General features: G+C 66.6%; 23 protein-coding genes, 1 tRNA gene and 1 pseudogene. 15 read left to right on the forward strand and 10 right to left on the reverse strand.

Translation table 11 applies throughout. The features are described from left to right. Positions 1 to 160: 160 nt before the first annotated feature. The 4 genes and pseudogenes from ASE75_RS15175 (at position 161) to ASE75_RS11145 (ending at position 4,422) form a co-directional block, all read left to right on the forward strand. Positions 161 to 1,501: an EAL domain-containing protein gene (locus ASE75_RS15175; RefSeq protein ID WP_082463936.1), complete on the forward strand. Its 1,341-nt coding sequence runs from the start codon at positions 161 to 163 to the stop codon at positions 1,499 to 1,501. Between the two features lie 276 nt (positions 1,502 to 1,777). Then, a pseudogene (locus ASE75_RS16115) lies at positions 1,778 to 2,281 on the forward strand (tetratricopeptide repeat protein); the annotation flags it as partial. A gap of 240 nt (positions 2,282 to 2,521) precedes the next feature. Beyond that, positions 2,522 to 3,964 carry a sensor histidine kinase gene (locus tag ASE75_RS15935; RefSeq protein WP_235512703.1) on the forward strand — a complete coding sequence of 481 codons (1,443 nt, stop codon included), beginning with the start codon at positions 2,522 to 2,524 and terminating at the stop codon, positions 3,962 to 3,964. 65 nt (positions 3,965 to 4,029) lie between these two features. Then, the gene (locus ASE75_RS11145) at positions 4,030 to 4,422 is read left to right on the forward strand and encodes a response regulator (protein WP_055933484.1); all 393 of its coding nucleotides are present in this window, start codon (positions 4,030 to 4,032) and stop codon (positions 4,420 to 4,422) included. A gap of 18 nt (positions 4,423 to 4,440) precedes the next feature. On the opposite strand, the gene ASE75_RS11150 is transcribed toward ASE75_RS11145, so the two are convergent. Beyond that, positions 4,441 to 5,280 (reverse strand): methyltransferase domain-containing protein, encoded by an 840-nt coding sequence (locus tag ASE75_RS11150; RefSeq protein WP_156340411.1) that lies wholly within the window; start codon positions 5,278 to 5,280, stop codon positions 4,441 to 4,443. Between the two features lie 76 nt (positions 5,281 to 5,356). On the opposite strand from ASE75_RS11150, the gene ASE75_RS11155 reads away from it, so the two are divergent. From ASE75_RS11155 to ASE75_RS11175, 5 genes are all read left to right on the forward strand, one after another. Then, on the forward strand, positions 5,357 to 6,058 hold the full coding sequence (locus ASE75_RS11155; protein WP_443025341.1) for a ComF family protein: 702 nt from the start codon (positions 5,357 to 5,359) through the stop codon (positions 6,056 to 6,058). 31 nt (positions 6,059 to 6,089) lie between these two features. Continuing rightward, positions 6,090 to 6,344, forward strand: coding sequence for a glutaredoxin 3 (gene grxC, locus ASE75_RS11160; protein ID WP_055933493.1), 255 nt, complete (start codon positions 6,090 to 6,092; stop codon positions 6,342 to 6,344). Then, positions 6,341 to 7,168, forward strand: coding sequence for a carbon-nitrogen hydrolase family protein (locus ASE75_RS11165; RefSeq protein WP_082463937.1), 828 nt, complete (start codon positions 6,341 to 6,343; stop codon positions 7,166 to 7,168). The genes grxC and ASE75_RS11165 overlap by 4 nt, the downstream gene beginning before the upstream one ends. Beyond that, on the forward strand, positions 7,165 to 7,596 hold the full coding sequence (locus ASE75_RS11170) for a DUF1178 family protein (protein ID WP_055933496.1): 432 nt from the start codon (positions 7,165 to 7,167) through the stop codon (positions 7,594 to 7,596). The genes ASE75_RS11165 and ASE75_RS11170 overlap by 4 nt, the downstream gene beginning before the upstream one ends. Before the next feature lie 83 nt (positions 7,597 to 7,679). Next, positions 7,680 to 7,756, forward strand: a tRNA-Arg gene (locus ASE75_RS11175). A 137-nt stretch (positions 7,757 to 7,893) separates the two neighbouring features. Here ASE75_RS11175 and ASE75_RS15760 read toward each other — a convergent pair. Then, positions 7,894 to 8,154 carry an SWIB/MDM2 domain-containing protein gene (locus ASE75_RS15760; protein WP_055933499.1) on the reverse strand — a complete coding sequence of 87 codons (261 nt, stop codon included), beginning with the start codon at positions 8,152 to 8,154 and terminating at the stop codon, positions 7,894 to 7,896. Between the two features lie 42 nt (positions 8,155 to 8,196). Continuing rightward, on the reverse strand, positions 8,197 to 8,400 hold the full coding sequence (locus tag ASE75_RS15765; protein WP_055933878.1) for a DUF2945 domain-containing protein: 204 nt from the start codon (positions 8,398 to 8,400) through the stop codon (positions 8,197 to 8,199). A 304-nt stretch (positions 8,401 to 8,704) separates the two neighbouring features. Between ASE75_RS15765 and folE the strand changes: the two genes are divergently transcribed. Genes folE through ASE75_RS11200 form a run of 3 tightly spaced genes read left to right on the forward strand, consistent with a single transcriptional unit; the run spans position 8,705 to position 10,402 of the window. Then, positions 8,705 to 9,310 (forward strand): GTP cyclohydrolase I FolE, encoded by a 606-nt coding sequence (gene folE / locus ASE75_RS11190; protein ID WP_443025342.1) that lies wholly within the window; start codon positions 8,705 to 8,707, stop codon positions 9,308 to 9,310. Next, positions 9,307 to 10,059, forward strand: coding sequence for an SDR family oxidoreductase (locus ASE75_RS11195; protein WP_055933502.1), 753 nt, complete (start codon positions 9,307 to 9,309; stop codon positions 10,057 to 10,059). Before folE ends, ASE75_RS11195 begins: the two co-directional genes overlap by 4 nt. Continuing rightward, positions 10,052 to 10,402 (forward strand): dihydroneopterin aldolase, encoded by a 351-nt coding sequence (locus ASE75_RS11200; RefSeq protein WP_156340413.1) that lies wholly within the window; start codon positions 10,052 to 10,054, stop codon positions 10,400 to 10,402. Before ASE75_RS11195 ends, ASE75_RS11200 begins: the two co-directional genes overlap by 8 nt. A 111-nt stretch (positions 10,403 to 10,513) precedes the next feature. Here ASE75_RS11200 and leuA read toward each other — a convergent pair whose 3' ends face one another. Next, on the reverse strand, positions 10,514 to 12,172 hold the full coding sequence (gene leuA, locus ASE75_RS11205) for a 2-isopropylmalate synthase (protein WP_055933505.1): 1,659 nt from the start codon (positions 12,170 to 12,172) through the stop codon (positions 10,514 to 10,516). 283 nt (positions 12,173 to 12,455) lie between these two features. Here leuA and ASE75_RS11210 point away from each other — a divergent pair, with 283 nt between their 5' ends. Further along, entirely contained in the window at positions 12,456 to 12,860 is a 405-nt protein-coding gene (locus tag ASE75_RS11210) for a BLUF domain-containing protein (RefSeq protein ID WP_055933508.1), read from the forward strand. Positions 12,861 to 12,878: 18 nt separating this feature from the next. Here the strand turns inward: ASE75_RS11210 and ASE75_RS11215 are convergent, their stop codons facing one another. The 5 genes from ASE75_RS11215 to miaA all read right to left on the reverse strand — a co-directional run bounded on the left by ASE75_RS11215 (position 12,879) and on the right by miaA (position 18,221). Continuing rightward, positions 12,879 to 13,499 (reverse strand): YceI family protein, encoded by a 621-nt coding sequence (locus ASE75_RS11215; protein WP_055933511.1) that lies wholly within the window; start codon positions 13,497 to 13,499, stop codon positions 12,879 to 12,881. Positions 13,500 to 13,757: 258 nt separating this feature from the next. Next, a complete protein-coding gene (gene ilvC / locus ASE75_RS11220; RefSeq protein ID WP_055933515.1) occupies positions 13,758 to 14,777 on the reverse strand; it encodes a ketol-acid reductoisomerase in 1,020 nt (339 codons plus the stop codon). 49 nt (positions 14,778 to 14,826) lie between these two features. Beyond that, complete coding sequence (gene ilvN, locus ASE75_RS11225) at positions 14,827 to 15,342, reverse strand: acetolactate synthase small subunit (RefSeq protein ID WP_055933518.1); 516 nt, start codon at positions 15,340 to 15,342, stop codon at positions 14,827 to 14,829. A gap of 118 nt (positions 15,343 to 15,460) precedes the next feature. Beyond that, a complete protein-coding gene (gene ilvB / locus ASE75_RS11230; RefSeq protein ID WP_055933522.1) occupies positions 15,461 to 17,206 on the reverse strand; it encodes a biosynthetic-type acetolactate synthase large subunit in 1,746 nt (581 codons plus the stop codon). Positions 17,207 to 17,294: 88 nt separating this feature from the next. Next, a complete protein-coding gene (gene miaA, locus ASE75_RS11235; protein ID WP_055933525.1) occupies positions 17,295 to 18,221 on the reverse strand; it encodes a tRNA (adenosine(37)-N6)-dimethylallyltransferase MiaA in 927 nt (308 codons plus the stop codon). Here miaA and serB point away from each other — a divergent pair. Next, positions 18,214 to 19,095 carry a phosphoserine phosphatase SerB gene (gene serB, locus ASE75_RS11240; RefSeq protein WP_055933527.1) on the forward strand — a complete coding sequence of 294 codons (882 nt, stop codon included), beginning with the start codon at positions 18,214 to 18,216 and terminating at the stop codon, positions 19,093 to 19,095. The genes miaA and serB overlap by 8 nt on opposite strands. A 25-nt stretch (positions 19,096 to 19,120) precedes the next feature. On the opposite strand, the gene ASE75_RS11245 is transcribed toward serB, so the two are convergent. Next, positions 19,121 to 20,161 (reverse strand): SPOR domain-containing protein, encoded by a 1,041-nt coding sequence (locus tag ASE75_RS11245; RefSeq protein ID WP_055933530.1) that lies wholly within the window; start codon positions 20,159 to 20,161, stop codon positions 19,121 to 19,123. A gap of 257 nt (positions 20,162 to 20,418) precedes the next feature. On the opposite strand from ASE75_RS11245, the gene ASE75_RS11250 reads away from it, so the two are divergent. Then, positions 20,419 to 21,705 (forward strand): SPOR domain-containing protein, encoded by a 1,287-nt coding sequence (locus tag ASE75_RS11250; RefSeq protein WP_055933532.1) that lies wholly within the window; start codon positions 20,419 to 20,421, stop codon positions 21,703 to 21,705.

Consider the following 21,705-nt stretch of genomic DNA (forward strand, 5'->3'; position numbering starts at 1 on the left):
TTCTCCCTCATTGGCACCCGTTGGGGTGCGATATCTTTGTAGCTTGAACCGGATGCAGTCGCAATCGTGGTTAATGGAAATTAACTAAAATATCCCGGATCGGCGCGTTTTCCGTACAATCTTAAGAGTATCTTCAGGGCCGGGGCGTAGGCCCGGCATCATGTCCGAGAGCCATCAGCCTGTGTACGCGTGCGCTGCCGTGCCGGGATTCGACCCGGCGGATCAGGCCGCGAACACCAACGATGGACCGGGTCTGGCGCCGGTCTGGTGGCGATTTACCCTGTTGGGCGAAGTCGCCAATTTCGCGCTGCTGCGGCGGCACCTGGGACGCGAGCGTGTTCAGTCCGCAATCGACGGCATTGGTGCCTTGCTTGGTGAACTGATCCCGTCGGCGTTCGTGCGGCAGGAGGCCGCCAATGCGTTCGAGATCCGGTTCGAAGGCTTGCGGCGCGCGGAGGTCGACGCGGCCGTCCTGCGCCTTGAGCTGGCGTTTCGTCATCCGGTCGGGCTGGTCGGCGAATATCTCGACATCGATTTCGTGATCGGTGCCGCCGCCGCCTTCGGGCCGGACTGCGGCGACGTCCCGATGATCGAGGAGGCCGAGCGCGCGCGCGACGCGGCCCGGGTCGGCCGTGGTCCGGTGATTCGCGAGGTGGGCGACGCCACCCCCAAGATCGACACGATCGCGTTCGCCCGCGAACTGGATGCCGCGATCGCCGGCGATGAACTGTTCCTGCATTATCAGCCCAAGATGCATGTCCGGCGGCAGGCAATCGTCAGTGTCGAGGCGCTGATCCGCTGGAATCATCCCGAGCGCGGTCTGATTGCGCCAAGTGATTTCATTCCGCTGGCCGAGGAAATGGACATCATGGCCGGCGTCACATTGTGGACGATCCGGCGCGTGATCGCCGATCAGCGCGTGATGGCGTCGCACGGCCACGACCTGCGGGTGTTCATCAACGTCGCCGGGGGATTGCTGGCCGATCCCCGCTTCGTGTCCGAAGCCGGCGCGTTGGTGACGGCGAGCGGAGTTCCGTTCGGATTCGAGATTACCGAGACATCGGTGATCGACGACCCTGAAACCGCGATCGCCAACCTCCATTCCTTCGCCGCGCTCGGCATCGTCATTTCCATCGACGATTATGGCGCAGGGTTGTCGTCGCTCGCGTACCTGAAGCAGTTGCCGGCCCGCGAGCTGAAGATCGACAAGCTGTTCGTGACCCAGCTGACCAGTTCCAACCGCGATCCGTTGATCGTGCGGTCGACGATCGATCTGGCCCATGCGCTGGAAATGGACGTGGTGGCGGAAGGGGTGGAGACGCAATCGGCGCTGGCCCTGCTGTCGGTCATGGGCTGTGACATGGTTCAGGGATACCTCATCAGCCGACCGATCGCGATCGAGGCGCTGATCCCGTTCCTGTCCGACCGCGCGCATCTGGCGGTCACGCGCGACACGCATGCGAGCTTCGATCGTTTCCGGGCGGTTCGCAAACATGGCTGACCGGTAATGCGCTGGTGGCGCGGCGCGGCGGTTTTCGCGCTTATGCTGGCGATGCCCGGCGGTGTGCGGTCCGCCCAAATGTCGTCTGCCACAAGCTTCGAGGAAGCGATTGACGACGCCAAGGCGGCAATGTTGATCGACCCCGAAACTGCCGCCGCCAAAGCCAAAATGGCCGGTGCGATTGGCCAGCGTTTCACGGCTACCGCCCAGCGGGACGTCGCAATCGCCACCGCCAAGTGGCTGGAAGGCGAAGCGTATCTGAGGCTGAACGAGCCGATGCTTGCGCGTGGGCCGATCAACGCCGCGTGGACGCTGGCGAGGCGGCAGTCGCCTCGATCGAAGTTGTTGGGTGACATTCTGCTATCGCGTGGTGGTTTGCATGCCGTGCAAACAAAAGTGGCCGAGGCGCTGGCAGATTATCAGTCTGCTTTCGTCATTTTCCGTACAGTCGGTGATGCCAGGAGCCAGTCGCGGGCGCTATTGTCCATGGCCACCTTATACAGCGACGGGAACGACAACGAGTCAGCGCTGCGCTATTTTGGCCAGGCGTTGGAAGTATATAGCGGGGATCCCGGTTTATCGGTATCAATCTACAACAATCGGGGCGCTATACTTCAGGACATGGGCCGCTATAATGCCGCTGAGGCCGAGTTCCGGCGATCGTTGAGGATCGAGCGATCGCTGTCCAGTCCGCTGTTGCGCGCACGTATTCTGGGCAATCTGGCGCGTAATTATCTTCTTAGCGGGCGGGTCGACAAAGCAGAGCGAACGATCCGCGAAGGGTTAGCACTCACGGCGGATGGAGAGGCTGCGGGATGGCGGCCGCAGTTGCAGGCCATCGCAGCACAGGCCGCGCTGCAACACGGAGACCTGTCGCGGGCCGGTCGCCTTGCAGACGAAGTGTTCCACGGCGTCAATGTACACGATCCCATTTTGTCGAATCGTGAGGCGCACAAGACAGCCTATGAAATCTACCGTGCCATAGGCAGGCCGACTCTTGCTCTGACACATCTGATTGCGTTGAAGCGGCTCGATGACGAGTCGACCAAGCTGGCGACGAGTGCCAGCACCGCGCTGATGGGCGCGCGGTTCGATTTCGCCAATCAGGAACTGCGAATCGCCAAGCTGAAGGCTGATGACCTGCGACGCAGCATCGCCTTTGAACGGGAGGAGGCGCGGACCGAACGGATCATGTTCCTGGGTGCCGGCGGTGCGACGCTGGTCGTCATTGCGTTGCTGGCGTTCGGGATCGTCACGTTGCGGCGCAGTCGCAATGCCGTCCGGTCGGCGAACACCGATCTGGCCACGACGAACATTGCGCTGGGCAAGGCGCTGGCGGCGAAGACCGAGTTCCTGGCGACGACCAGCCATGAAATCCGCACGCCGCTGAACGGTATCCTCGGCATGGCCCAGGTGATGCTGGCGGACCGGCGCCTGGACCCGGCGACCCGCGACCGTGTGCGGTTGCTGCACGACGCGGGTACGACGATGCGCGGGCTGGTCGACGACATTCTCGACGTGGCCAAGATCGAAACCGGCAACCTGACGATCGAGGCCGCGCCGTTCGATCTGCGCGCGCTGCTGGCCGATACCTGTCGCATGTGGGAGGCGCAGGCGCAGGTACGCGGCCTGTCGTTCACGCTGGATATGATCTTGTCCGACGAAATGGTCACTGGCGACGCCGCACGCACGCGCCAGGTCCTGTCGAACCTGTTGTCCAACGCGCTGAAGTTCACCGATCGTGGAACGATCCGGTTGCGGGCGTGGCGCAGCGCCGACGATTCGGACATCCGCATCGCCGTGACCGACAGCGGCATCGGTATTCCGGCGGACAAGCAGGACACGATCTTCGAATCCTTCCGCCAGGCCGACACCAGCACGACGCGTCGGTTCGGCGGCACCGGCCTTGGCCTGTCGATCTGCCGCAGTCTGGCGCGTGCGATGGGTGGCGATGTAACCGTCGACAGCGTTGTCGGACAGGGATCGACCTTCACCCTGCGGCTGCCGCTCGGCATCGCGGAAACGGCGTGTCAGGCGACCGCGGATGCCGGCGGCGAGCCGGCCCTGCTGGTGGTGGACCGCAACCCGATCACGCGCAGCATGTTCCGATCGCTCCTGTCGCCCCATGCCCCGTGCATCGTCTTTGCCGACTCGGTCGAGGATGCCACTTGCCAGATCGCATCCGGCACGATCGGGACCGTGCTGATCGACGACGCGACGATTCGCGCGGCGGACGATGTCGATGCCGGATTGCAGGCGATCGCCGCCGTGGCGCGGGCGAATGGCGCGACGACGACGCTGTTGTGGCCATCCGCCGGATCAGCGGCGTTCGACCGGCTATATGCTACCGGTGTCACCAGGATCATTGCGAAACCGGTCGCGTCCACGGCGCTGGTCGCCGCCCTGTTTGCGGTGGATGGACCTGATGCACATCAGGTTTCGCTTGTGACGCAGGCGGCATGATCTGCTATGCATAAGCATCCTGTTCCTCCGTCCGTTGCCATCGGGGTCATTTTGCGAAATCGGTCATGAACGTGCTTTTCATCGAGGATGATCGAATGAACCGCCGGGTGGTTCGCGATATGCTCGACGTTGCCGGTGTGACGATGGTCGAGGCGGAAGATGCCGAACGGGGCCTGCGCCTGATCGACGCGCAGGATTTCGACATGGTGCTGGTCGACCTGCGGATGCCCGGCATGGACGGGATCACCGCGATCCGGCACATCCGCGCCCGGAACGATGCCAAGGCCCGGTTGCCGCTAATCGTCGTGACGGCCGACACCGCCGTCGACTTGCGCGACCGGTGCCTGGCGGCGGGGGCGGACGACGTGCTGTTCAAGCCGGTGGCGATGGATGCGCTGTTCGACACGATGGGCCGCCTGCTGGCGCGCGATGCCGAGGATGGCGGCATGATCGCCTGACGATTTCCGTCAGAGGGGTCAGGGGGCGGGGAAGCGTTTCAGCACGTCGGCCAGCGAGGTCGTGCCGCTGCCGCGCCGTGCCGGCTTCGGTTGACTGGCGGCGGGCGCCCAGCCGGTCAGGAACACGATATCGAATCGCTCCGACGTCCGGCCGTCCGTGTCGGCCCGCGCCGCGAAGGCGGCAAAGGCACGCGCCAGCGTCGCGCGCGACATCGCGCTGCGGCCGCGCAGCAGATTGGCGGCCCCCATACCGCGCAGATCGGTCAGCAGCTTGCCGAGATCGGCATAGCGCACCGTCACGGTTTCGACATCGGCGACCGGCAGTGCAAAGCCGGCGCGGACCATCAGGTCGCCGGCCGCGCGGACGTCAACCTGGGGATGGAGCCGGGCAACAGGGCGGTCTTCCTCCGCCTCGCGCAGCACCGCGCGCAACGTCGACAGGCTGCCACCGCCAAGAAAGGCACCAAGGAACAGCCCGTCGGGGCGCAGGGTGCGACGGATGAGCGACAGCGCGCCGGGCAGGTCGTTGACCTGGTCAAGCACGCCGGCGCTGATCGCGGCATCGAAGGCGGCGTCGGCGAAGGGCAGTCCATCCTCGTCGGCCTGAACGCCGTGGGCCGCGCGGGCGAAGGCCCGTCCTGCATCGCAGCGGGCGATCCGCGCGCCCGGAACCGTCAGGTCGCCGGTGAAACTTCCGACGTCCAGAATCTCGGTAAAGTCGCGGGTCACCGCGTCGAGCCGTTCGGCAATGCCGTCGAGCATTACCGCCCGAAGAAAGTCGTGCGCGGGGTAATCCGGCGCGATCCGGTTGCGCCGGATACGCCGGGCGCGGCGATCGAAGATGTCCTGACTGTCCACGTCGCCGCTTGTGCCCGGCGGCGGGTTTGTCGACAAGGGGCAGGTGGCCCTGTTCGACCGTACGCTCCGCCTGCTGATGGGCCTGTCGCTGCCGCCACGCTGTCCGGTCTGTGGCGTGGTCGTCGGCGACGATCACCAGTTCTGTTCCGGCTGCTGGAGCGCGATGACCTTTCTCGGGCCACCGGGCTGTGCTGCCTGCAACCGGCCGTTCGCGTATGATCGCGGCCCCGGCGCGCGGTGTGCCGCCTGCATCGCCGATCCGCCGCGTCATGCCGGTATCTGCGCAGCGGTGGCCTATGACGACGTGTCGCGCGGGCTGGCGTTAAGGCTGAAATACGGGCGGCGGACGGGGCTGGGGGAGACGATGGCGCGGCATATCGTGCGGACGATGCCCGCGGGCGTGGACCTGCTTGTGCCGGTGCCCTTGCACCGCTGGCGGCTGTGGTCGCGCGGATTCAATCAGGCGCTGGTGATGGCTCTGGCGATCGCGCGCAGGACCGGGGTGCCGGTCGATCGCCATGCGCTGGTCCGCACGCGGGCGACGCCGTCGCTGAAAGGACTGGGGCGCAAGGCGCGGGCGCGGGCGGTTGCCGGGGTCTTCGCGGTCGCGCCCGAACACGGCATGGCCGTGCGAGGCAAGGCGGTCGGACTGGTCGACGACGTGTACAGCAGCGGGGCGACGACGGACGCGGCGACCCGGGTGCTGCTGGCGGCGGGGGCGCGATCGGTGACGATCCTGTGCTGGGCGCGGGTGCTGGATGCGGCGGCCGACGATTGACAAGCGGGGTCGCGCACCACATTTCCCCTGCATGGCCAAAGTCGAAATCTATACCAAAGCGTTCTGCCCCTATTGTTCTCGGGCGATGAAACTCCTCGCGTCGAAGGGTGTAACCCCTGAGGAACATGACATCAGCATGGGCGGGCCGAAGCGAGCCGAGATGCTGGGTCGGTCGAACGGCAAGACGACCGTGCCGCAAATATTCATCGACGGCCGGCACATCGGCGGGTCGGACGACTTGGCGGCGATGGATCGTGCCGGCGAACTGGATTCGCTGCTCGCTTGAGCCGGATCGCGGTCCTGCAGATGACGAGCGGGATCGACCCGCTCGCCAATGCCGCAACGATCGTGACAGCGGTGGGCGACGCGGCGGATGCCGGAGCGACCGTGATGTTCACGCCGGAAATGTCGGGTCTGCTCGATCGCGACCGTGACCGCGCGGCGCACAGCATCACCATTGAGGAGGCCGATCCGGTTCTTGCCGCCGTGCGCGCGGCGGCGGCAAGGGCGGCGATATGGGTTCACATCGGGTCGCTGGCGGTCCGGCGTGCCGATGGTCGCCTTGGCAACCGGGGCTTTGTGATCGACGGGATGGGTGCGATCCGCGCGCGGTACGACAAGCTGCACCTGTTCGATGTCGACCTGCCGACGGGTGAGCGGTGGCGCGAATCGGCCAGCTACGTCGCTGGTGATACGGCGGTGGTGGCCACGACGCCGGCCGGGCTGGTCGGGCTGTCGATCTGCTACGACCTGCGCTTTGCGGATCTGTACGCGCGGCTGAGCGATGCCGGGGCGACGATCCTGGCGGTGCCGGCGGCGTTCACCCGACCGACTGGCGCTGCCCACTGGCATGTCCTGCTGCGCGCGCGGGCGATCGAGGCCGGCGCGTTCGTCGTGGCGGCGGCGCAGACCGGCATCCATGCCGATGGTCGTACCACCTACGGCCACTCGCTGGTGGTCGATCCGTGGGGCACCGTCCTGTGCGACATGGGCGAGGAGCCGGGACTGGCGATCGTCAATCTGGACGAGGCGGCGCTGGCCGATACGCGGTCGCGGATCCCGGTCCTCACGCACCGAAGGCCGATTCCGCCGGTGCTGGTGACGGCGTGATCGTGTTCGACCTGAAATGCGGCGCGGCGCACGTGTTCGAGGCCTGGTTTGCCTCCAGCGCGGCCTTTGCCGACCAGCAGGCGTCCGGGGCGATCCATTGTCCGGTGTGTGGCGATACCGCCATTGCCAAGGCGATGATGGCCCCGAACATCGCGGCGAAGGGGCAGGGGCGGTCGACCGACACAGAGGATGGTCGCCGGAAGCAGATGCTGACCGCGATTGCCAGGGCGCAGGCCGTCGCCCTGAAGGAATCGCATTGGGTGGGGACGGACTTTTCCGATCGCGCGCGCGCGATGCATGACGGCGAGGAACCGACGCGCGGCATCCATGGTCAGGCGACCGTCGCACAGGCAAGGGCGCTGGTGGCCGATGGTGTACCGGTCATGCCGTTGCTGGTCCCGGTCGTTCCGCCGAAAGCAATCAACTGACGTTTCGGGCGCTATGGTTTCGAGAGCCATGGTTTCGAGTATGATTGATTATCGGCGAGGGCACGGGTATCGCGGTGCGCATTGCCCCCGTAGCTCAGCCGGATAGAGCGACGGTTTCCTAAACCGTAGGCCGCGTGTTCAAATCTCGCCGGGGGCACCAGTTTTACGGCATCCCGCAGGTCGAACGCGGACCACAGGTCGAACGCGGCGACCTGACCGGTTCAGTATCAGGCAGGCCATGTCGGGGGTGGCATGCGATCGGGATCGCAAGATGCCGCCCCCGATGCGATGGTCCGATCAGGCCTTGACGTGCTGGGCGATGTACTTGTTCATTTCGAACATCGTGCACTTGTCGCGACCGAACACCTTCTTCAGCTTCTCGTCGGCGAGAATCTCGCGCTTGTTTTCCGGGTTCTGAAGATCGTGCTTCTTGATGTATTCCCAGACCTTGCTGATGACCTCGCTGCGCGGCAGCTTGTCGTTGCCGACAATCGCGCCGAGTTCCTCGGAGGGCTGGACGGGGGCGTGGATGCCGCCGGTTTTGGGTGTCTCTGCCATATTCTTCCTTCCTGTTCGCGCCACGGGCGTCCGCGGTTACTGTTACGCCTTCGACAGCGCTTCGGCCTTGTGCGCCGCCTTGCCGCCATTGTCACTCTTTACGATGTATTGCGGGTCGTCCTCGGACGCACGCACCTGATGGCCCTTGATCGTGGTGTCGCTCGTTTGCTTTTTCTCCACGGTGCCATGGGCGGTGCCGCCGGGTGCGTTCCAGGTAACCGTGTCGCCCTTCTTGAAGTCTGCCATGTCGATCATCCTTTCGTCAGGGGCCAACCGACATGTCCGGCGTTGGTTGCGTAACGATGTGCGGGATCGCGCCCTTGAAGATGACCGCGTGAAGACCGATTTGCCGATCGTACCGATCCGGCCGCAAGAAACCGCGCTGCAGGCCGGGCGACAGGATGGCAGGTATCGCACGGTGCCGGTCGGCGGGTGGCCCGGGGTGCGAGGCCGTAAAAGGATGTGGGTGGATGAACCGAGTGCCGAACAGTCAGACGGGCCGGGCAGACGGGCCGGGGCCAATCGCGTGACGACCACCGTGAACGACGCGATCCCCGTATCGCCCCCCGTATCGGTCGAAACCGGACATTCGGTTCCCGACGACGTCGCGGAGGCGATCCGTACGCTGATCCGCTGGACCGGCGACGATCCCATGCGCGAAGGGCTGGTCGATACGCCGCGCCGGGTTGCGAAGGCCTGGAAAGAATACTGCGCCGGCTATGCCGACGATCCCGCCCGCCATCTGGACCGGGTGTTCGAGGAAGTCGGCGGCTATGACGAGATCGTCCTGCTGCGTGACATTCCGTTCCAGTCCCACTGCGAGCACCACATGGCGCCGATCATCGGCAAGGCGCATATCGCCTATCTGCCGCGCAATCACGTCGTCGGCATATCAAAACTGGCGCGCGTGCTGCACGGTTTCGCCCGCCGGTTGCAGGTGCAGGAGCGCCTGACTGCCGAGGTCGCCGACTGCATCTGGACTAACCTGAAGCCGCTGGGCGTTGCGGTGGTGATCGAGGCGACCCATGCCTGCATGACCGCGCGCGGCGTGCGGACGCCGGGCGTGACGATGGCGACCAGCCGGATGATGGGCGTGTTCCGCGACGACGAACGCAGCCGCAAGGAAGTGCTGGCGCTGATCGGCCGCGGGGGGTGAAGGGCCGCACTGTCCTGATTACCGGCGGTGCCAGGCGTCTGGGCGCGACGATCGCCCGGACGCTGGCGGCAGGTGGATACCGTGTCGTCATCCACTACAACACGTCCGGTGACGACGCGGATCAACTGGCGGCTGATCTTGGCGGGGTCGCGGTCGAGGCCGACCTGAACGACGGTGTTGCCGCGGCGGGACTGATCTACCGGGCGCGCCGGGCGATTGGCGGTCCGGTTGAGGCATTGGTCAACAGCGCATCGGCGTTCGATTTCGACCGGCCGCCGGTGATCCGCCCCGATCATCTGGCGCGGATGCTGGCGATCAACCTGTCCGCGCCGGTACTGCTGGCCAGTGCATTGGCGGCACAGGATGATGTGGCCGAGGGGGCCGTCGTCAACCTGATCGACCAGAAGGTCGTCAATCTGAACCCCGATTTCTTCTCCTACAGTTGCGCGAAGGTTGCGCTGGCGGGGGCGACGACGATGCTGGCGCAGGCCTTGGGTCCGCGTGTGCGGGTCAATGCCGTGTCGCCCGGCATCACCCTGCCGAGCGGCGATCAGACCGAGGCGGAGTTCGCGCAGGCATCGTGCCGCAACCTGCTGCAACGGCCGGTCGGCGCGGACCGGGTGGCCGATGCGGTAGCCTATCTGCTTGGCGCGCGCGGCGTGACGGGTCAGAATCTTTTCGTCGATTGTGGGCAGCGGTTCCTGCCGCGTGACGGCGATGTGATGTTCGAGGGGCGTGCCGGTGGTTGAGTACACGACGATCCTGGAGGCGATGCAGGTCGCCATGCGGCTGGGCATCCATGCGCACGAACAGGTGCCGCAGCGGGTGCAACTGTCGATCCGGATGACGGCGGTCTACGCGACGCCGCCGGCCGAGGACGCGATCAGCGCGGTGGTCGATTACGACTTCCTGCGCACGGGCATCCTGGCGCTGGCGCAAGGGCCGGGGTTCGACTTGCAGGAAAGCCTGTGCGACGCGGTCGCCGAGTTGTGTTTTCGCGACGATCGCGTCCGCACCGTGACGGTGCAGTCGATGAAGCTCGACGTCTATCCCGACGCACGGGTCGGGTGCGAGATCGTCCGCAGCCGCTGACCGCGCCCGCCGGGCGGCGGTGCAGGATGGTGCCTGGTCGTCCCGCCTGTCCGCTCCCTCCATCCCGGACTTGCGTCGGGATGGAGGGAGGGACGAAGTAAACGCCGGGCCTCAGACCCGGTTGGCGGCGCTGAGAACCGCGCGGACCGAGGCGGTGGCGATGTCGGTGTCGAGGCCGACGCCGAACACCGTACGGCCGTCCGGCGCGCGGCATTCTACATAGGCGGCGGCCTGCGCATCGGCACCGTGGCCGATCGCATGTTCGCTGTAATCGACGACGTCGAGCAGCGGGCCGGTCGTCTCGCCAAGGGCCGCGATCACGCTGGAGATGATGCCGTTGCCGCGTCCGCTGATCGAGCGGTCCTCGCCGTCGATCGCGACCCGCCCTACAAACAGGCGCTGGCCCGACGAGCCGCTTTCCTCATAATCGCGCAGCACGAAGCGGTCGGCGTCGCCTGGCAGATACGTCGCCTCGAACCGCGACCAGATATCGGCGGCGTTCAGTTCGCGGCTGGTCTCGTCGGCCATCGCCTGCACATGACGGCTGAAATCGGCCTGGAGCCGCTTTGGCAGCTTCAGGCCCTTGTCCTGTTCGATCACCCAGGCGACGCCGCCCTTGCCCGACTGCGAATTGACGCGGATCACCGCTTCGTAGCTGCGGCCGAGGTCAGCCGGGTCGATCGGCAGGTACGGCACCTGCCAGAGGTCGTCGTTCCGCTGCCCCTGCGCGGCGAAGCCCTTCTTGATCGCGTCCTGATGGCTGCCCGAAAAGGCGGTGAAGACCAGATCGCCGGCATACGGCGTGCGCGGGTGGACGGGGATGTTGGTGCAGTAATTGACCGTGTTCACCACGCCGTCGATGTCCGACAGGTCGAGCCTCGGGTCGACGCCTTGCGTGTACATGTTCAGCGCGACGGTCACGAGATCGCAATTGCCGGTCCGCTCGCCATTGCCGAGCAGGCACCCCTCGACCCGGTCGGCCCCGGCCATCATGCCCAGTTCGGCGGCCGCGACGCCGGTGCCGCGATCATTGTGCGTGTGCAGGCTGATGACAACGCTGTCGCGGTTGGGGATGTTGCGGCCGAACCATTCGATCTGGTCGGCATAGATGTTCGGCGTCGCGCATTCGACGGTGGCGGGCAGGTTGAAGATGATCGGGTTGGCCGGCGTCGGACGCAGCACGTCCATGACCGCCGCGCAGACTTCGAGGCTGAAATCGAGTTCGGCGGTGGAGAAGGTTTCGGGGCTGTATTCGAACTGCCACGCCACGTCCGGCTGTTTGGCGGCCTCGTCGCGGACGACCTTTGCACCCTCGATCGCGATCGCCTTCACCTGCGCGCGGTCCATGCCGAACACGATCTGGCGCCACGCCGGGCTGACCGCGTTGTACAGGTGGACGATGGCCTGCCTTGCCCCTTTCAGGCTGGCGAAGCTGGTTTCGATCAGGTCGCGGCGCGACTGGGTCAGGACCTGGATGACGACGTCGTCGGGAATGCGGCCAGACTGTACGAGGCCGGAGATGAAGTCGAATTCGGTGGCACCGGCGGACGGGAAACCGACCTCGATCTCCTTCAGGCCGACCTTGACCAGCAGATCGAAGAAGCGGGTCTTCTTCTCCGCATCCATCGGGTCGATCAGCGCCTGGTTGCCATCGCGAAGGTCGGTCGACAGCCAGCGCGGCGCGGTCGTGATGGTGCGCGACGGCCATTGCCGGTTGGGCAGGTCGACCGGCGGGAAAGGGCGGTATTTGGTCGAGGGATCGCGAAGCATGGAGGCGGTCTCGTGATGATGGCCGGCGACTGGCGCTGGCGCTGATTTGCGCGTCGGGGTTTGAAAGTCAGCCCTTAAGGCGGCGTGTCGAAGCGATACCACCCTAAGGGCGGATAAGTCGCAGACCAGCAAGCAGCGCGCGGAACGTCATGAATGCGATATTGGCCCTGCGGAAACCCGTTGTCCACCGCCAAACGCGCAACCGGATGTTAACGGGCGATGCGCCACGGATTAATAAAGCCATCAGAATGGCTTGCAAAGTTTCGAGCAGAAAGGGCCGCCAATGCGCCAGATCGTCTACATCAGTACCGCGCGCCCCGAAGTTGCCGAGGCCGGCGCGGCGAGCGAGGCGCAGATCCTGGCGGTGTCCCGGCGCAACAACGCGCGCGACGCGGTGACGGGGGTGCTGTTCTTCAACGGAAAGCGGTTTTTGCAGGCTCTGGAGGGCCAACCCGACGTCGTCGCCCGCGCCTATGACCGGATCAAGGCCGACCCCCGGCATTTCGCGGTCGTGACCCTGTCGGAGCGCGTGGTGGAGACGCGGGAGTTCGGCGACTGGGCGATGGCATCGTCGAGCGGGTCCGACCAGAAGGCCGCGGAAACACGCATCGCGGCGCTGGTTGCCGGCGCGACGCCATCGGTGCGGGCGACCTTTGAGAGCTTTACCCGGGTCAAGCGCGCGGCCTGACCCGGGAAGCCGTCCGCCTTACTTGGCGGCGAAGGCGGCGTTGATCGTCAGGTCGACCTTGTCCGACACGACGGGCACAGCCATGCCGAGACCGAAGTCGCTGCGGTTGATCGTACCCGTCGCGCGGAAGCCGATGTTGGTCTTCTTGTTCATCGGGTTGACGCCGGCCCCGACGAACGTCGCCTGCAGCGTGACGGGCTTGGTGATGCCCTTGATCGTCAGGTTGCCGGTGACGACGGCGGTGTTGCCGTTTGCAACGACCTTCGTGGACACGAACCGCGCGGTCGGGTTGGCGGCGACGTCGAAGAAGTCCTTCGACTTCAGGTGATTGGCGAAGGCGGGCGATGTCACCGACAGCTGATCGGTGGCGAAGCTCACGTCGACGGTCGTCGCGTTCGGCTTGGCCGGGTCGATCGTCAGGCTGCCGTCGGATGCGCCGAACTGGCCCTGCAACATGCTGAAGCCCATGTGGTTGACCTGCCACGTCACCTGGGTGTGTGCGGTGTCGACCGGATAGGTGCCGGCGGTGACGCGGGCCTTGACCGGCGCACCGGGCAGGCCGGGGGCCATCTGGGCGATGGCGGGGACGGCGGCCAGTGCCATCAGCGCGGGAAGGGCGATGGTGAAGCGATTACGCATGGGGTATCTCCTGTGTGACGACGACGCTGTCCTACGCGCTTGCGTGGATGCAGGGTACGACGCTTTTGGAGACGATGCGTTTCCGATGCGGGGAGGAAATCAGTGGTGGAACGACGCTTTGCCGACGTCTGACCGTCACGGCGAGCGGAAGCGAAGTCATCAAGGGTCGCCCGTTACGCTCTGGATTGCTTCGCTCGCGCTCGCAATGACGGAGAGTCGTGGCGGGGCGTGTTCCGAAGAACCCGCCCCGCCCGACGCTCAGTTCTTGTCCTTGTCGACCAGCTTGTTCGCGCCGATCCACGGCATCATCGCGCGCAGTTCGGCCCCGACTTTTTCGATCGGGTGGGCGGCGGCCTGCTTGCGGCTGGCCTTCAATTCGGGCTGGCCGGCGCGGTTGTCGAGGACGAACTTCTGGACGAAGCGGCCCGACTGGATGTCGGCCAGAACACGCTTCATCTCGGCCTTCGTCTCGTCGGTGATGATCCGCGGGCCGGTGACGATGTCGCCATATTCGGCGGTGTTGCTGATCGAATAGCGCATGTTGGCGATCCCGCCCTCATACAGCAGGTCGACGATCAGCTTGGTTTCGTGGAGGCACTCGAAATAGGCCATTTCGGGGGCGTAGCCCGCCTCCACCAGCGTCTCGAACCCCGCCTGGATCAGGTGAGTGATGCCGCCGCACAGCACGGCCTGTTCGCCGAACAGGTCGGTTTCGCACTCTTCCTTGAAATTCGTCTCGATGATGCCCGACCGGCCACCGCCGACGCCCGACGCATAGGCCAGCGCGATATCGTGCGCGTTGCCGCTCTTGTCCTGGTCGACCGCGATCAGGCAGGGGACGCCGCCGCCGCGCTTGTATTCGCTGCGTACGGTGTGCCCCGGACCCTTGGGCGCGATCATGATGACGTCGAGGTCGGCGCGCGGCTCGATCAGGCCGAAATGCACGTTCAGGCCGTGGGCGAAGGCGATGGTCGCGCCCTGCTTCATATGCTCGTGATAATCGGCGGCGTAGATCGCGGCCTGATGCTCGTCGGGGGCGAGGAACATGACGATGTCGGCCCATTTGGCCGCATCCTCGTTCGATTTTACCGCAAAGCCGGCCTCGATCACCTTCTTGGCGGTCGCAGAACCCTCGCGCAGCGCGATGGCGACGTCCTTGATGCCGCTGTCACGCAGGTTCTGCGCATGGGCGTGACCCTGTGACCCGTAGCCGACGATGGCGATCTTCTTGTCGGTGATGAGATTCAGATCGGCGTCGCGATCGTAATAGACCTTCATGATATTCCCTTTTACTTCTCTGTTTCTCCCATTGGGAGAGGGGCTTGATTTACGCCGCGTCCTTGCCGCGGCTGATGGCGACGATGCCGGTACGGGCGACCTCGACCAGGCCGACCTCGCGCATCAATTCGGTGAACTTGTCGATCTTTTCGATTCCCCCCGTCACCTCGAACACGAAGCTCGACGTGGTCGCATCGACGACGCGGGCGCGATAGACTTCGGCGAGGCGCAGCGCCTCGATCCGGCGTTCGCCGGTGCCCGCGACCTTGACCAGTGCCAGCTCGCGTTCGACATGCGCGCCCTGCGCGGTCAGGTCGGTGACCTTGTGGACGGGGACGAGCCGGTCGAGCTGGGCGAGGATCTGCTCCATCGTCGCGGCGCTGGCGGACGTAACAATGGTGATCCGGCTGACCGCCTTGTCCTCGGTGATCTCCGACACGGTCAGGCTTTCGATATTATAGCCGCGCGCGGTGAACAGGCCGGCGATCCGGGCGAGGATGCCGGGTTCGTTGTCGACGATGACGGCCAGCGTGTGCCGCTCGGCCTTTTCGGTGGTGATGTGCATTTCGTTTCTCCCCCCTCCCGCTTGCGGGAGGGGTCGGGGGAGGGGGTGAGTATAACGGAAAACGAGGATGGCGATCAGGCCCTCCCCTAACCCCTCCCGCAAGCGGGAGGGGGATTTTCTACACCAGCGCCTTGGCCTCGTCGTCCATGGTGCCTGAGACTTCGTTGGCCTGCAGGATCATGTCGGTATGCGCCGCGCCTGACGGGATCATCGGGAAGCAGTTGACCAGTTTCGATACACGGCAGTCGACGATCACCGGGCCGTCATGCGCCAGCATCGCCTGGATGCCGTCCTCCAGATCGCCGGGAGCCTCGATGCGGATGCCCTTCCAGCCATACGCCTCGCCCAGTTTCACGAAGTCGGGCAGCGAGTCCGAATAGCTTTCCGAATAGCGGCTTTCATAGGTCAGTTCCTGCCACTGGCGGACCATGCCCATATACTCGTTGTTCAGGATGAAGATCTTGACCGGCAGGCGATACTGCGTCGCGGTCGCCAGTTCCTGGATGTTCATCTGGATTGAGGCTTCGCCGGCGATGTCGATGACCAGCGCGTTGGGATTGCCGAGCTGCGCGCCGATCGCGGCGGGCAGGCCGTAGCCCATCGTGCCTAGGCCACCGCTGGTCAGCCACTTGTTCGGCAGTTCGAAATCGAAATGCTGCGCGGCCCACATCTGGTGCTGACCGACCTCGGTCGTGATGATCGGGCTGCGGGCATGTGTCGCCTCCCACAGCGCGCGGATCGCACGCTGCGGCATGATCTCGGTCGCATGCGCCGGATAGGACAGCGACTTTTTCGCGCGCCACTCGGCAATCCGGCCATACCATTCGGTCAGGTCGGGCTTGGGGTGCTGGCGCGATTTCCAGACGCGGACCATGTCCTCCATCGCGCGGCCGGCATCGGCGATGATCGCCAGATCGACGCGCACCGTCTTGTTCACCGACGACCGGTCGATGTCGATATGCACCTTCCGGCTGTTCGGGCTGAACGCGTCGAGGCGGCCGGTCACGCGGTCGTCAAAGCGGCTGCCGATCGCGATCACCAGATCGGCCTGGTTCATCGCCATGTTGGCTTCGTAGGTGCCGTGCATCCCGAGCATGCCGAGAAACTGGTCGGACGAGGCCGGGAAGCAGCCAAGGCCCATCAGCGTCGACGTCACCGGCGCACCGGAAATGCGCGCGAGTTCGTGCAGCAGCAGGCTGGCCTGCGGACCCGAATTGATGATGCCGCCGCCGGTGTAGAGCACCGGACGCTCGGCCGCCGCCAGCATGTCGACCACCGCGTCGATCGACGCACGGTCGGCCTTCACCTGCGGGCGATAGGTCTTGTGCTGGATCGGGCCGGGCTTGCTGTACCTGGCAGTGGCGACCTGCACGTCCTTGGGGATGTCGACGACGACCGGGCCGGGGCGGCCGGCGGTGGCGATGTGGAACGCCTCATGGATCACGTCGCCCAAGCGCGCGGGATCCTTCACCAGATAGTTATGCTTGGAGCAGTGGCGCGTGATGCCGACGGTATCGGCCTCCTGAAACGCGTCGGTGCCGATCAGCGCGGTCGGCACCTGACCGGTGATGACCACCATCGGGATCGAATCCATCAGCGCGTCGGTGATGCCGGTGACCGCGTTGGTCGCGCCCGGGCCGGACGTCACCAGCACGACGCCGCACTTGCCGGTCGAGCGGGCATAGCCCTCCGCCGCGTGCGTTGCCGCCTGTTCGTGGCGGACGAGGATGTGCTTGATGCGGCCCGAGCGGAACAGTGCGTCGTAGATCGGCAACACCGCACCACCGGGATAGCCGAAGACGACCTCCACGCCGAGATCGCACAGCGCCTCGACCAGGATATCGGCTCCACTCTTCTCGGACATCGTCTTACTCCGGTTGCTTGACGCGCAATGCCTGTAGGCGCTTTGGAGGGCGTCGGCTACAGGTCTTAAAAGTGCGCGTCAACCAATATCAGCGCAACAATATTCCAAATTGCTGCATCGCGGTCTGATGGTCCGTGGCGCGAAGCCAGCTTTCGGGTGGCTGGCGGCGGAACCAGGTATATTGCCGCTTGGCATATTGCCGGGTGGCCAGCGCGATCGCGGCGGTCGTCTCCGTCTGTGATAGCGCGCCCGCCAGATGGGTGGCGATCGGCGCAACGCCGATGGCCCGGCGGATCGGCGCATCGGCGGGCAGGTTGTCGCGCGCGAGAAGGGCGGCGACCTCCTCCACGGCACCGCCCTGCATCATCATTTCGGTGCGGGTGTCGATCCGCGCGAACAGCCAGTCGCGATCGGGCAGCAGAATGACCGGGGCCAGCGTGATCGTTTCGCCGATGCCGCCGGTCTTCCGTGCCTGCCAGTCGGACAGTGGCCGGCCGGTTGCGCGGATCACCTCCAGCGCGCGGGCGACTCGCGTCGTATCGGCGGGGTTCAGCCGGGCCGCCGCCTCCGGATCCGATCGGGCGAGGTCGGCATGGGCCTGCGCCACCGGCAGGGCGCGGACGGCGTCGCGGATTTGGGGGGGGGTCGTCGGCACCGGCGCGATTCCGTCGAGCAGCGTGCGCAGGTACAGGCCGGTGCCGCCGACCAGCACCGGCAACCGCCCTTGCGCCAGCGTCTCCTTGATCGCCGCGCGCGCGTCTCCGGCCCAGCGCGCGGCGGAATAGCCGGTGTCGGCGGCGTCGACATGACCGAACAGCCGGTGCGGCACCCCGGCTTCGTCGGCGGGGGAGGGGCGTGCGGTCAGCACCGACAGGTCGGCATAGACCTGCGCCGAATCCGCGTTGATGACGGTGCCGCGATGGGCGAGCGCCACCGCGATGGCGAGCGCGGACTTGCCGCTGGCGGTCGGCCCTGCGATGAGCGCGACCCTTGGTTTGGAGGACGGTATGTTCACAGCGACGCTGATAGCAGCACAGGGCCTGGGCGCAGGCGATATTTCATCGGCCTGCGACCGGCTGCGCGACGCCGGCTGCGCGCCGGGCGCGTCCGGCTGGATCGATACGGGCGTGGCGGCCGATATCCTGTTCGGCATGGCCCCCGATGCCGCGCGGGCCGCGCTGGAGGGGGCCTTCCCGGCAACCGACATCGTCGTGCAGTCGTCGGCCGCGCGGACCCGCACGCTGCTGGTCGCCGACATGGATTCGACGATGATTACCGTCGAATGCATCGACGAACTGGCGGACTATGCCGGCATCAAGGCCGAGGTCGCGGCGGTGACCGAGGCGGCGATGCGCGGCGAACTGGACTTCGGCGCGGCGCTGGATGCGCGCGTCGCGCTGCTGAAGGGGCTGGACGAGGGCGTCATCGCGCGGTGCCTGGCCGAGCGGGTGACGATCATGCCCGGTGCCAAGCCGCTGGTGCGGACGATGCGCGCGCGCGGCGGTCATGCGGTGCTGGTGTCGGGTGGTTTTACCCGGTTTGCCGAGCCGGTGGCGGCCGAGATCGGCTTCGATCGCGCGGTTGCCAACCGGCTGGAGATCATCGACGGAAAACTGACGGGGACGGTCGCCAGACCGATCGTCGGATCGGATACCAAGGTCGAGACCCTGCTGGCGACGATCGCGCAGCTTGGCATCGACGACTCGGCCAGTCTTGCGGTCGGCGACGGGGCGAACGATCTGGCGATGATCCGCCGCGCCGGGCTGGGCGTCGCCTATCGCGCCAAGCCGATCGTGGCCGAGGCGGCGGGCGTCCGCATCGACCACAACGACCTGACCGCGCTGCTCTATGTGCAGGGAATCGCGCGCAGCCAGTGGGTCGACGCCTGAACCGTCGCCCCCTGATCCCCGGACCTCAGGGAGCGACGACCACGCAAGGAATGCCCGATGCGGCGCAGGCCTTGGCGGCGGCGGCCTTCGACGGATAGGGGCCGGCCTGCAACCGGGTGATGGTGCCCGCGCGGACATAGCTGGCTTGCGCGCCGTTCATCCGCCCGCGCACCTTGGCCCACTGCGCCTGCGCATTGCCCTGACCGCTGAACGCGCCAAGCTGGACGCGCCATTTGCCGGTTGCAGGGGCCGTTACGGTGACGGTGGGAGTGGGTTTCGGCACTGGCTTTGCCGCGACCTTGGCCGGCGGTGGCGTCTTGTCGCGTGACGCGGTGGCGGTCGGGGCCGGCTTCGGCCGCATGGCTGGCGTGGCCGACGGTTTCGGCGCGGGCGCCGGCGTGGCCTGCGCGGTGCGGACAGGCGGCGGTGCTGGCCGTGCCGGGGGCGCGTCGGTGTTGCGGACGGTCGACACCGGCGGCGGCGTCATCGGCCGGGTCGCGGCCTGCGCCTGATATTGCTGGGCCAGCACGGTGCCCTTCTGGCGTTCGTCGGGCGAGATATACTGGTCCATCTGCGACAGGGTCTGCTGCGCGGCGGGCAGGCCCGAGGCCGACGCCCGCGTCATCAGCGCATAGGCGCGGATCCAGTCCTTCGGCACGCCGTCCCCGTTGAACAGCATCGTGCCAAGGACGAGCTGCGTTCGCGGTTCGCCGCGTGACACCGACTTCTCCAGCCACGGCAGCGCCTCCGCCTTCTTGTTCGCCTGGAACAGCGCCAGCCCGTAATTGTCGATCGCCTGGGCATGGCCCTGCACGGCGGCCTTGCGGAACCAGCTTTCGGCGAGTGCGGGGTCGAGCGGGACGCCGCGACCCAGCTTGTAGGCCTGACCCAGATTGAACTGCGCGTCGGCATCACCGGCGATCGCGAGCGGGCGCCATTCCTTCACGGCCGCGAAGTAATCGCCCTTGGCCCATGCATCGACGCCGGCCTTCACATCGGCCATCGCCGGTGCCGCCATCGCCATCGTGGCGATCGCCGCCGCACTCATCACCGCCCGTACACTCATCGCCCACCCCGTTCGTTCGTCGCTTCGCCAACCATGCCGCCGATCGTCGGTCAAGGCAAAGCCCGTATTGGGATTCGGTCGGGCCGGGCCGTCAGTGTGAAGCCGCATTAACCGGTCTTTATCAGTCGGCATGGCATCCGGTCGCTGAGATACGGGAGGAGCGCGCAGATCCGGCATGCCGTCGGCGCGGATCCTCGACGGCATCCGGCGCGCAGGCGGCGGGGGTCGTGCCCCATGACGATACGAGGACGATGCCCATGAAGACCCGGACCCTCTGCTCGATCGGCCTGTCCGCCCTGATGCTGGCCGGAACGCTGGGCGGCTGCACGGCGGCCAAGGGCGATGTCGCGGCGAATGCGCCGGCGGCGCGGGGGAATGCCGCGAAGCTGGCGGCGAAAGCGGGCAAGGCGCTGGATCGCGGCGATGCGGTCGGCGCGGTCGCGCTGGCCGAGTCGGCGGTCGCGGCATCGCCGCAGAACGCGGCCTACCGCGCGCTGCTGGGGCAGGCCTATCTGCGGGGCGGGCGCTTCGTGTCGGCGCGACAGGCGCTGGGCGAGTCGTTGCAGGGTAATCCCGACAATGGGCAGGCGGCGCTCAACCTGGCGCTGGCCGAAACCGCGACCGGCGACTGGGGCGCGGCACGGCGGACGCTGGATGGCTATGCGCAGGTCATCCCGGCGGGCGATCTGGGGCTGGCGATGGCGTTGTCGGGCAATCCGCAAGGAGCCGTGACGATCCTGACGCAGGCGGCACGGTCGCCGGGGGCCACCGTCAAGACCCGGCAGAACCTGGCGCTGGCACTGGCGCTGGCCGGGCAGTGGCAGGCGGCGAAGATGGTCGCCGCGGCCGATATTTCGCCGGCGGAGGTCGACAAGCGGCTGGTCGAATGGGCCGCCTTCGCACAGCCGACATCAGCGGCCGATCAGGTCGCCAGCCTGCTGGGTGTCCAGCCGGTCGAGGATGCGGGCCAGCCGGCTGCGCTGGCGCTGAACCCCGTCGCACCGACCGCCGATCCGGTCGCGGTCGCCGCGGTTGATCCGATGCCGTCGCCGCCGGTCGAACTGGCCGCCGCGACGCCCGACCCCGTTCCGGTCAGCGAACCGGGCTTCGTCAAGGCGGCTGCCGATCCGGCGCCGGCGCCGACGGTGCGCCTGATCCGCGCGCCATCGGGGGCGATGCGGGTCGCGCTGGCCAAGCCGGCGGCCCCGGTTGCCGCCAAGGCCCCGGCCAAATGGACCCCGGCCGCCGGGGACTGGTATGTCCAGCTTGGCGCGTATGAAAATGCCGGCGTGGCGCGGGATGCCTGGGGTCGGGCGACGAAGCGGTTCGCCGCCTTTGCCGAGCAGTCGCCGCGCGGCATGACCTTCGCGTCGCGGGCCGGGTCGGTCTATCGCCTGTCGGTCGGCGGGTTCACCCGCGACGCGGCGGCCGGGGCCTGCCGGATGTACCGTGCAAAGGGCGGTGCGTGCTTTATCCGCAAGGAGGCGGGCGACCGGACGGCGGCGTGGGTCCGGCGCGGCGGCGTGGAGGTTGCCGCGCGCTGA

Source organism: Sphingomonas sp. Leaf17 (assembly GCF_001421505.1).
Taxonomy (GTDB): domain Bacteria; phylum Pseudomonadota; class Alphaproteobacteria; order Sphingomonadales; family Sphingomonadaceae; genus Sphingomonas.

What these genes read in the sequence shown, in the direction of transcription:
- ASE75_RS15175 (WP_082463936.1), top strand. Translation starts at nt 161, where the DNA reads ATGTCCGAGAGCCATCAGCCTGTGTACGCGTGCGCTGCCGTGCCGGGA.
- ASE75_RS11145 (WP_055933484.1), top strand. Translation starts at nt 4,030, where the DNA reads ATGAACGTGCTTTTCATCGAGGATGATCGAATGAACCGCCGGGTGGTT.
- ASE75_RS11155 (WP_443025341.1), top strand. Translation starts at nt 5,357, where the DNA reads ATGGGCCTGTCGCTGCCGCCACGCTGTCCGGTCTGTGGCGTGGTCGTC.
- grxC (WP_055933493.1), top strand. Translation starts at nt 6,090, where the DNA reads ATGGCCAAAGTCGAAATCTATACCAAAGCGTTCTGCCCCTATTGTTCT.
- ASE75_RS15760 (WP_055933499.1), bottom strand. Translation starts at nt 8,154, where the DNA reads ATGGCAGAGACACCCAAAACCGGCGGCATCCACGCCCCCGTCCAGCCC.
- ASE75_RS15765 (WP_055933878.1), bottom strand. Translation starts at nt 8,400, where the DNA reads ATGGCAGACTTCAAGAAGGGCGACACGGTTACCTGGAACGCACCCGGC.
- leuA (WP_055933505.1), bottom strand. Translation starts at nt 12,172, where the DNA reads ATGCTTCGCGATCCCTCGACCAAATACCGCCCTTTCCCGCCGGTCGAC.
- ASE75_RS11210 (WP_055933508.1), top strand. Translation starts at nt 12,456, where the DNA reads ATGCGCCAGATCGTCTACATCAGTACCGCGCGCCCCGAAGTTGCCGAG.
- ASE75_RS11215 (WP_055933511.1), bottom strand. Translation starts at nt 13,499, where the DNA reads ATGCGTAATCGCTTCACCATCGCCCTTCCCGCGCTGATGGCACTGGCC.
- ilvC (WP_055933515.1), bottom strand. Translation starts at nt 14,777, where the DNA reads ATGAAGGTCTATTACGATCGCGACGCCGATCTGAATCTCATCACCGAC.
- ilvN (WP_055933518.1), bottom strand. Translation starts at nt 15,342, where the DNA reads ATGCACATCACCACCGAAAAGGCCGAGCGGCACACGCTGGCCGTCATC.
- ilvB (WP_055933522.1), bottom strand. Translation starts at nt 17,206, where the DNA reads ATGTCCGAGAAGAGTGGAGCCGATATCCTGGTCGAGGCGCTGTGCGAT.
- serB (WP_055933527.1), top strand. Translation starts at nt 18,214, where the DNA reads ATGTTCACAGCGACGCTGATAGCAGCACAGGGCCTGGGCGCAGGCGAT.
- ASE75_RS11245 (WP_055933530.1), bottom strand. Translation starts at nt 20,161, where the DNA reads ATGAGTGTACGGGCGGTGATGAGTGCGGCGGCGATCGCCACGATGGCG.
- ASE75_RS11250 (WP_055933532.1), top strand. Translation starts at nt 20,419, where the DNA reads ATGAAGACCCGGACCCTCTGCTCGATCGGCCTGTCCGCCCTGATGCTG.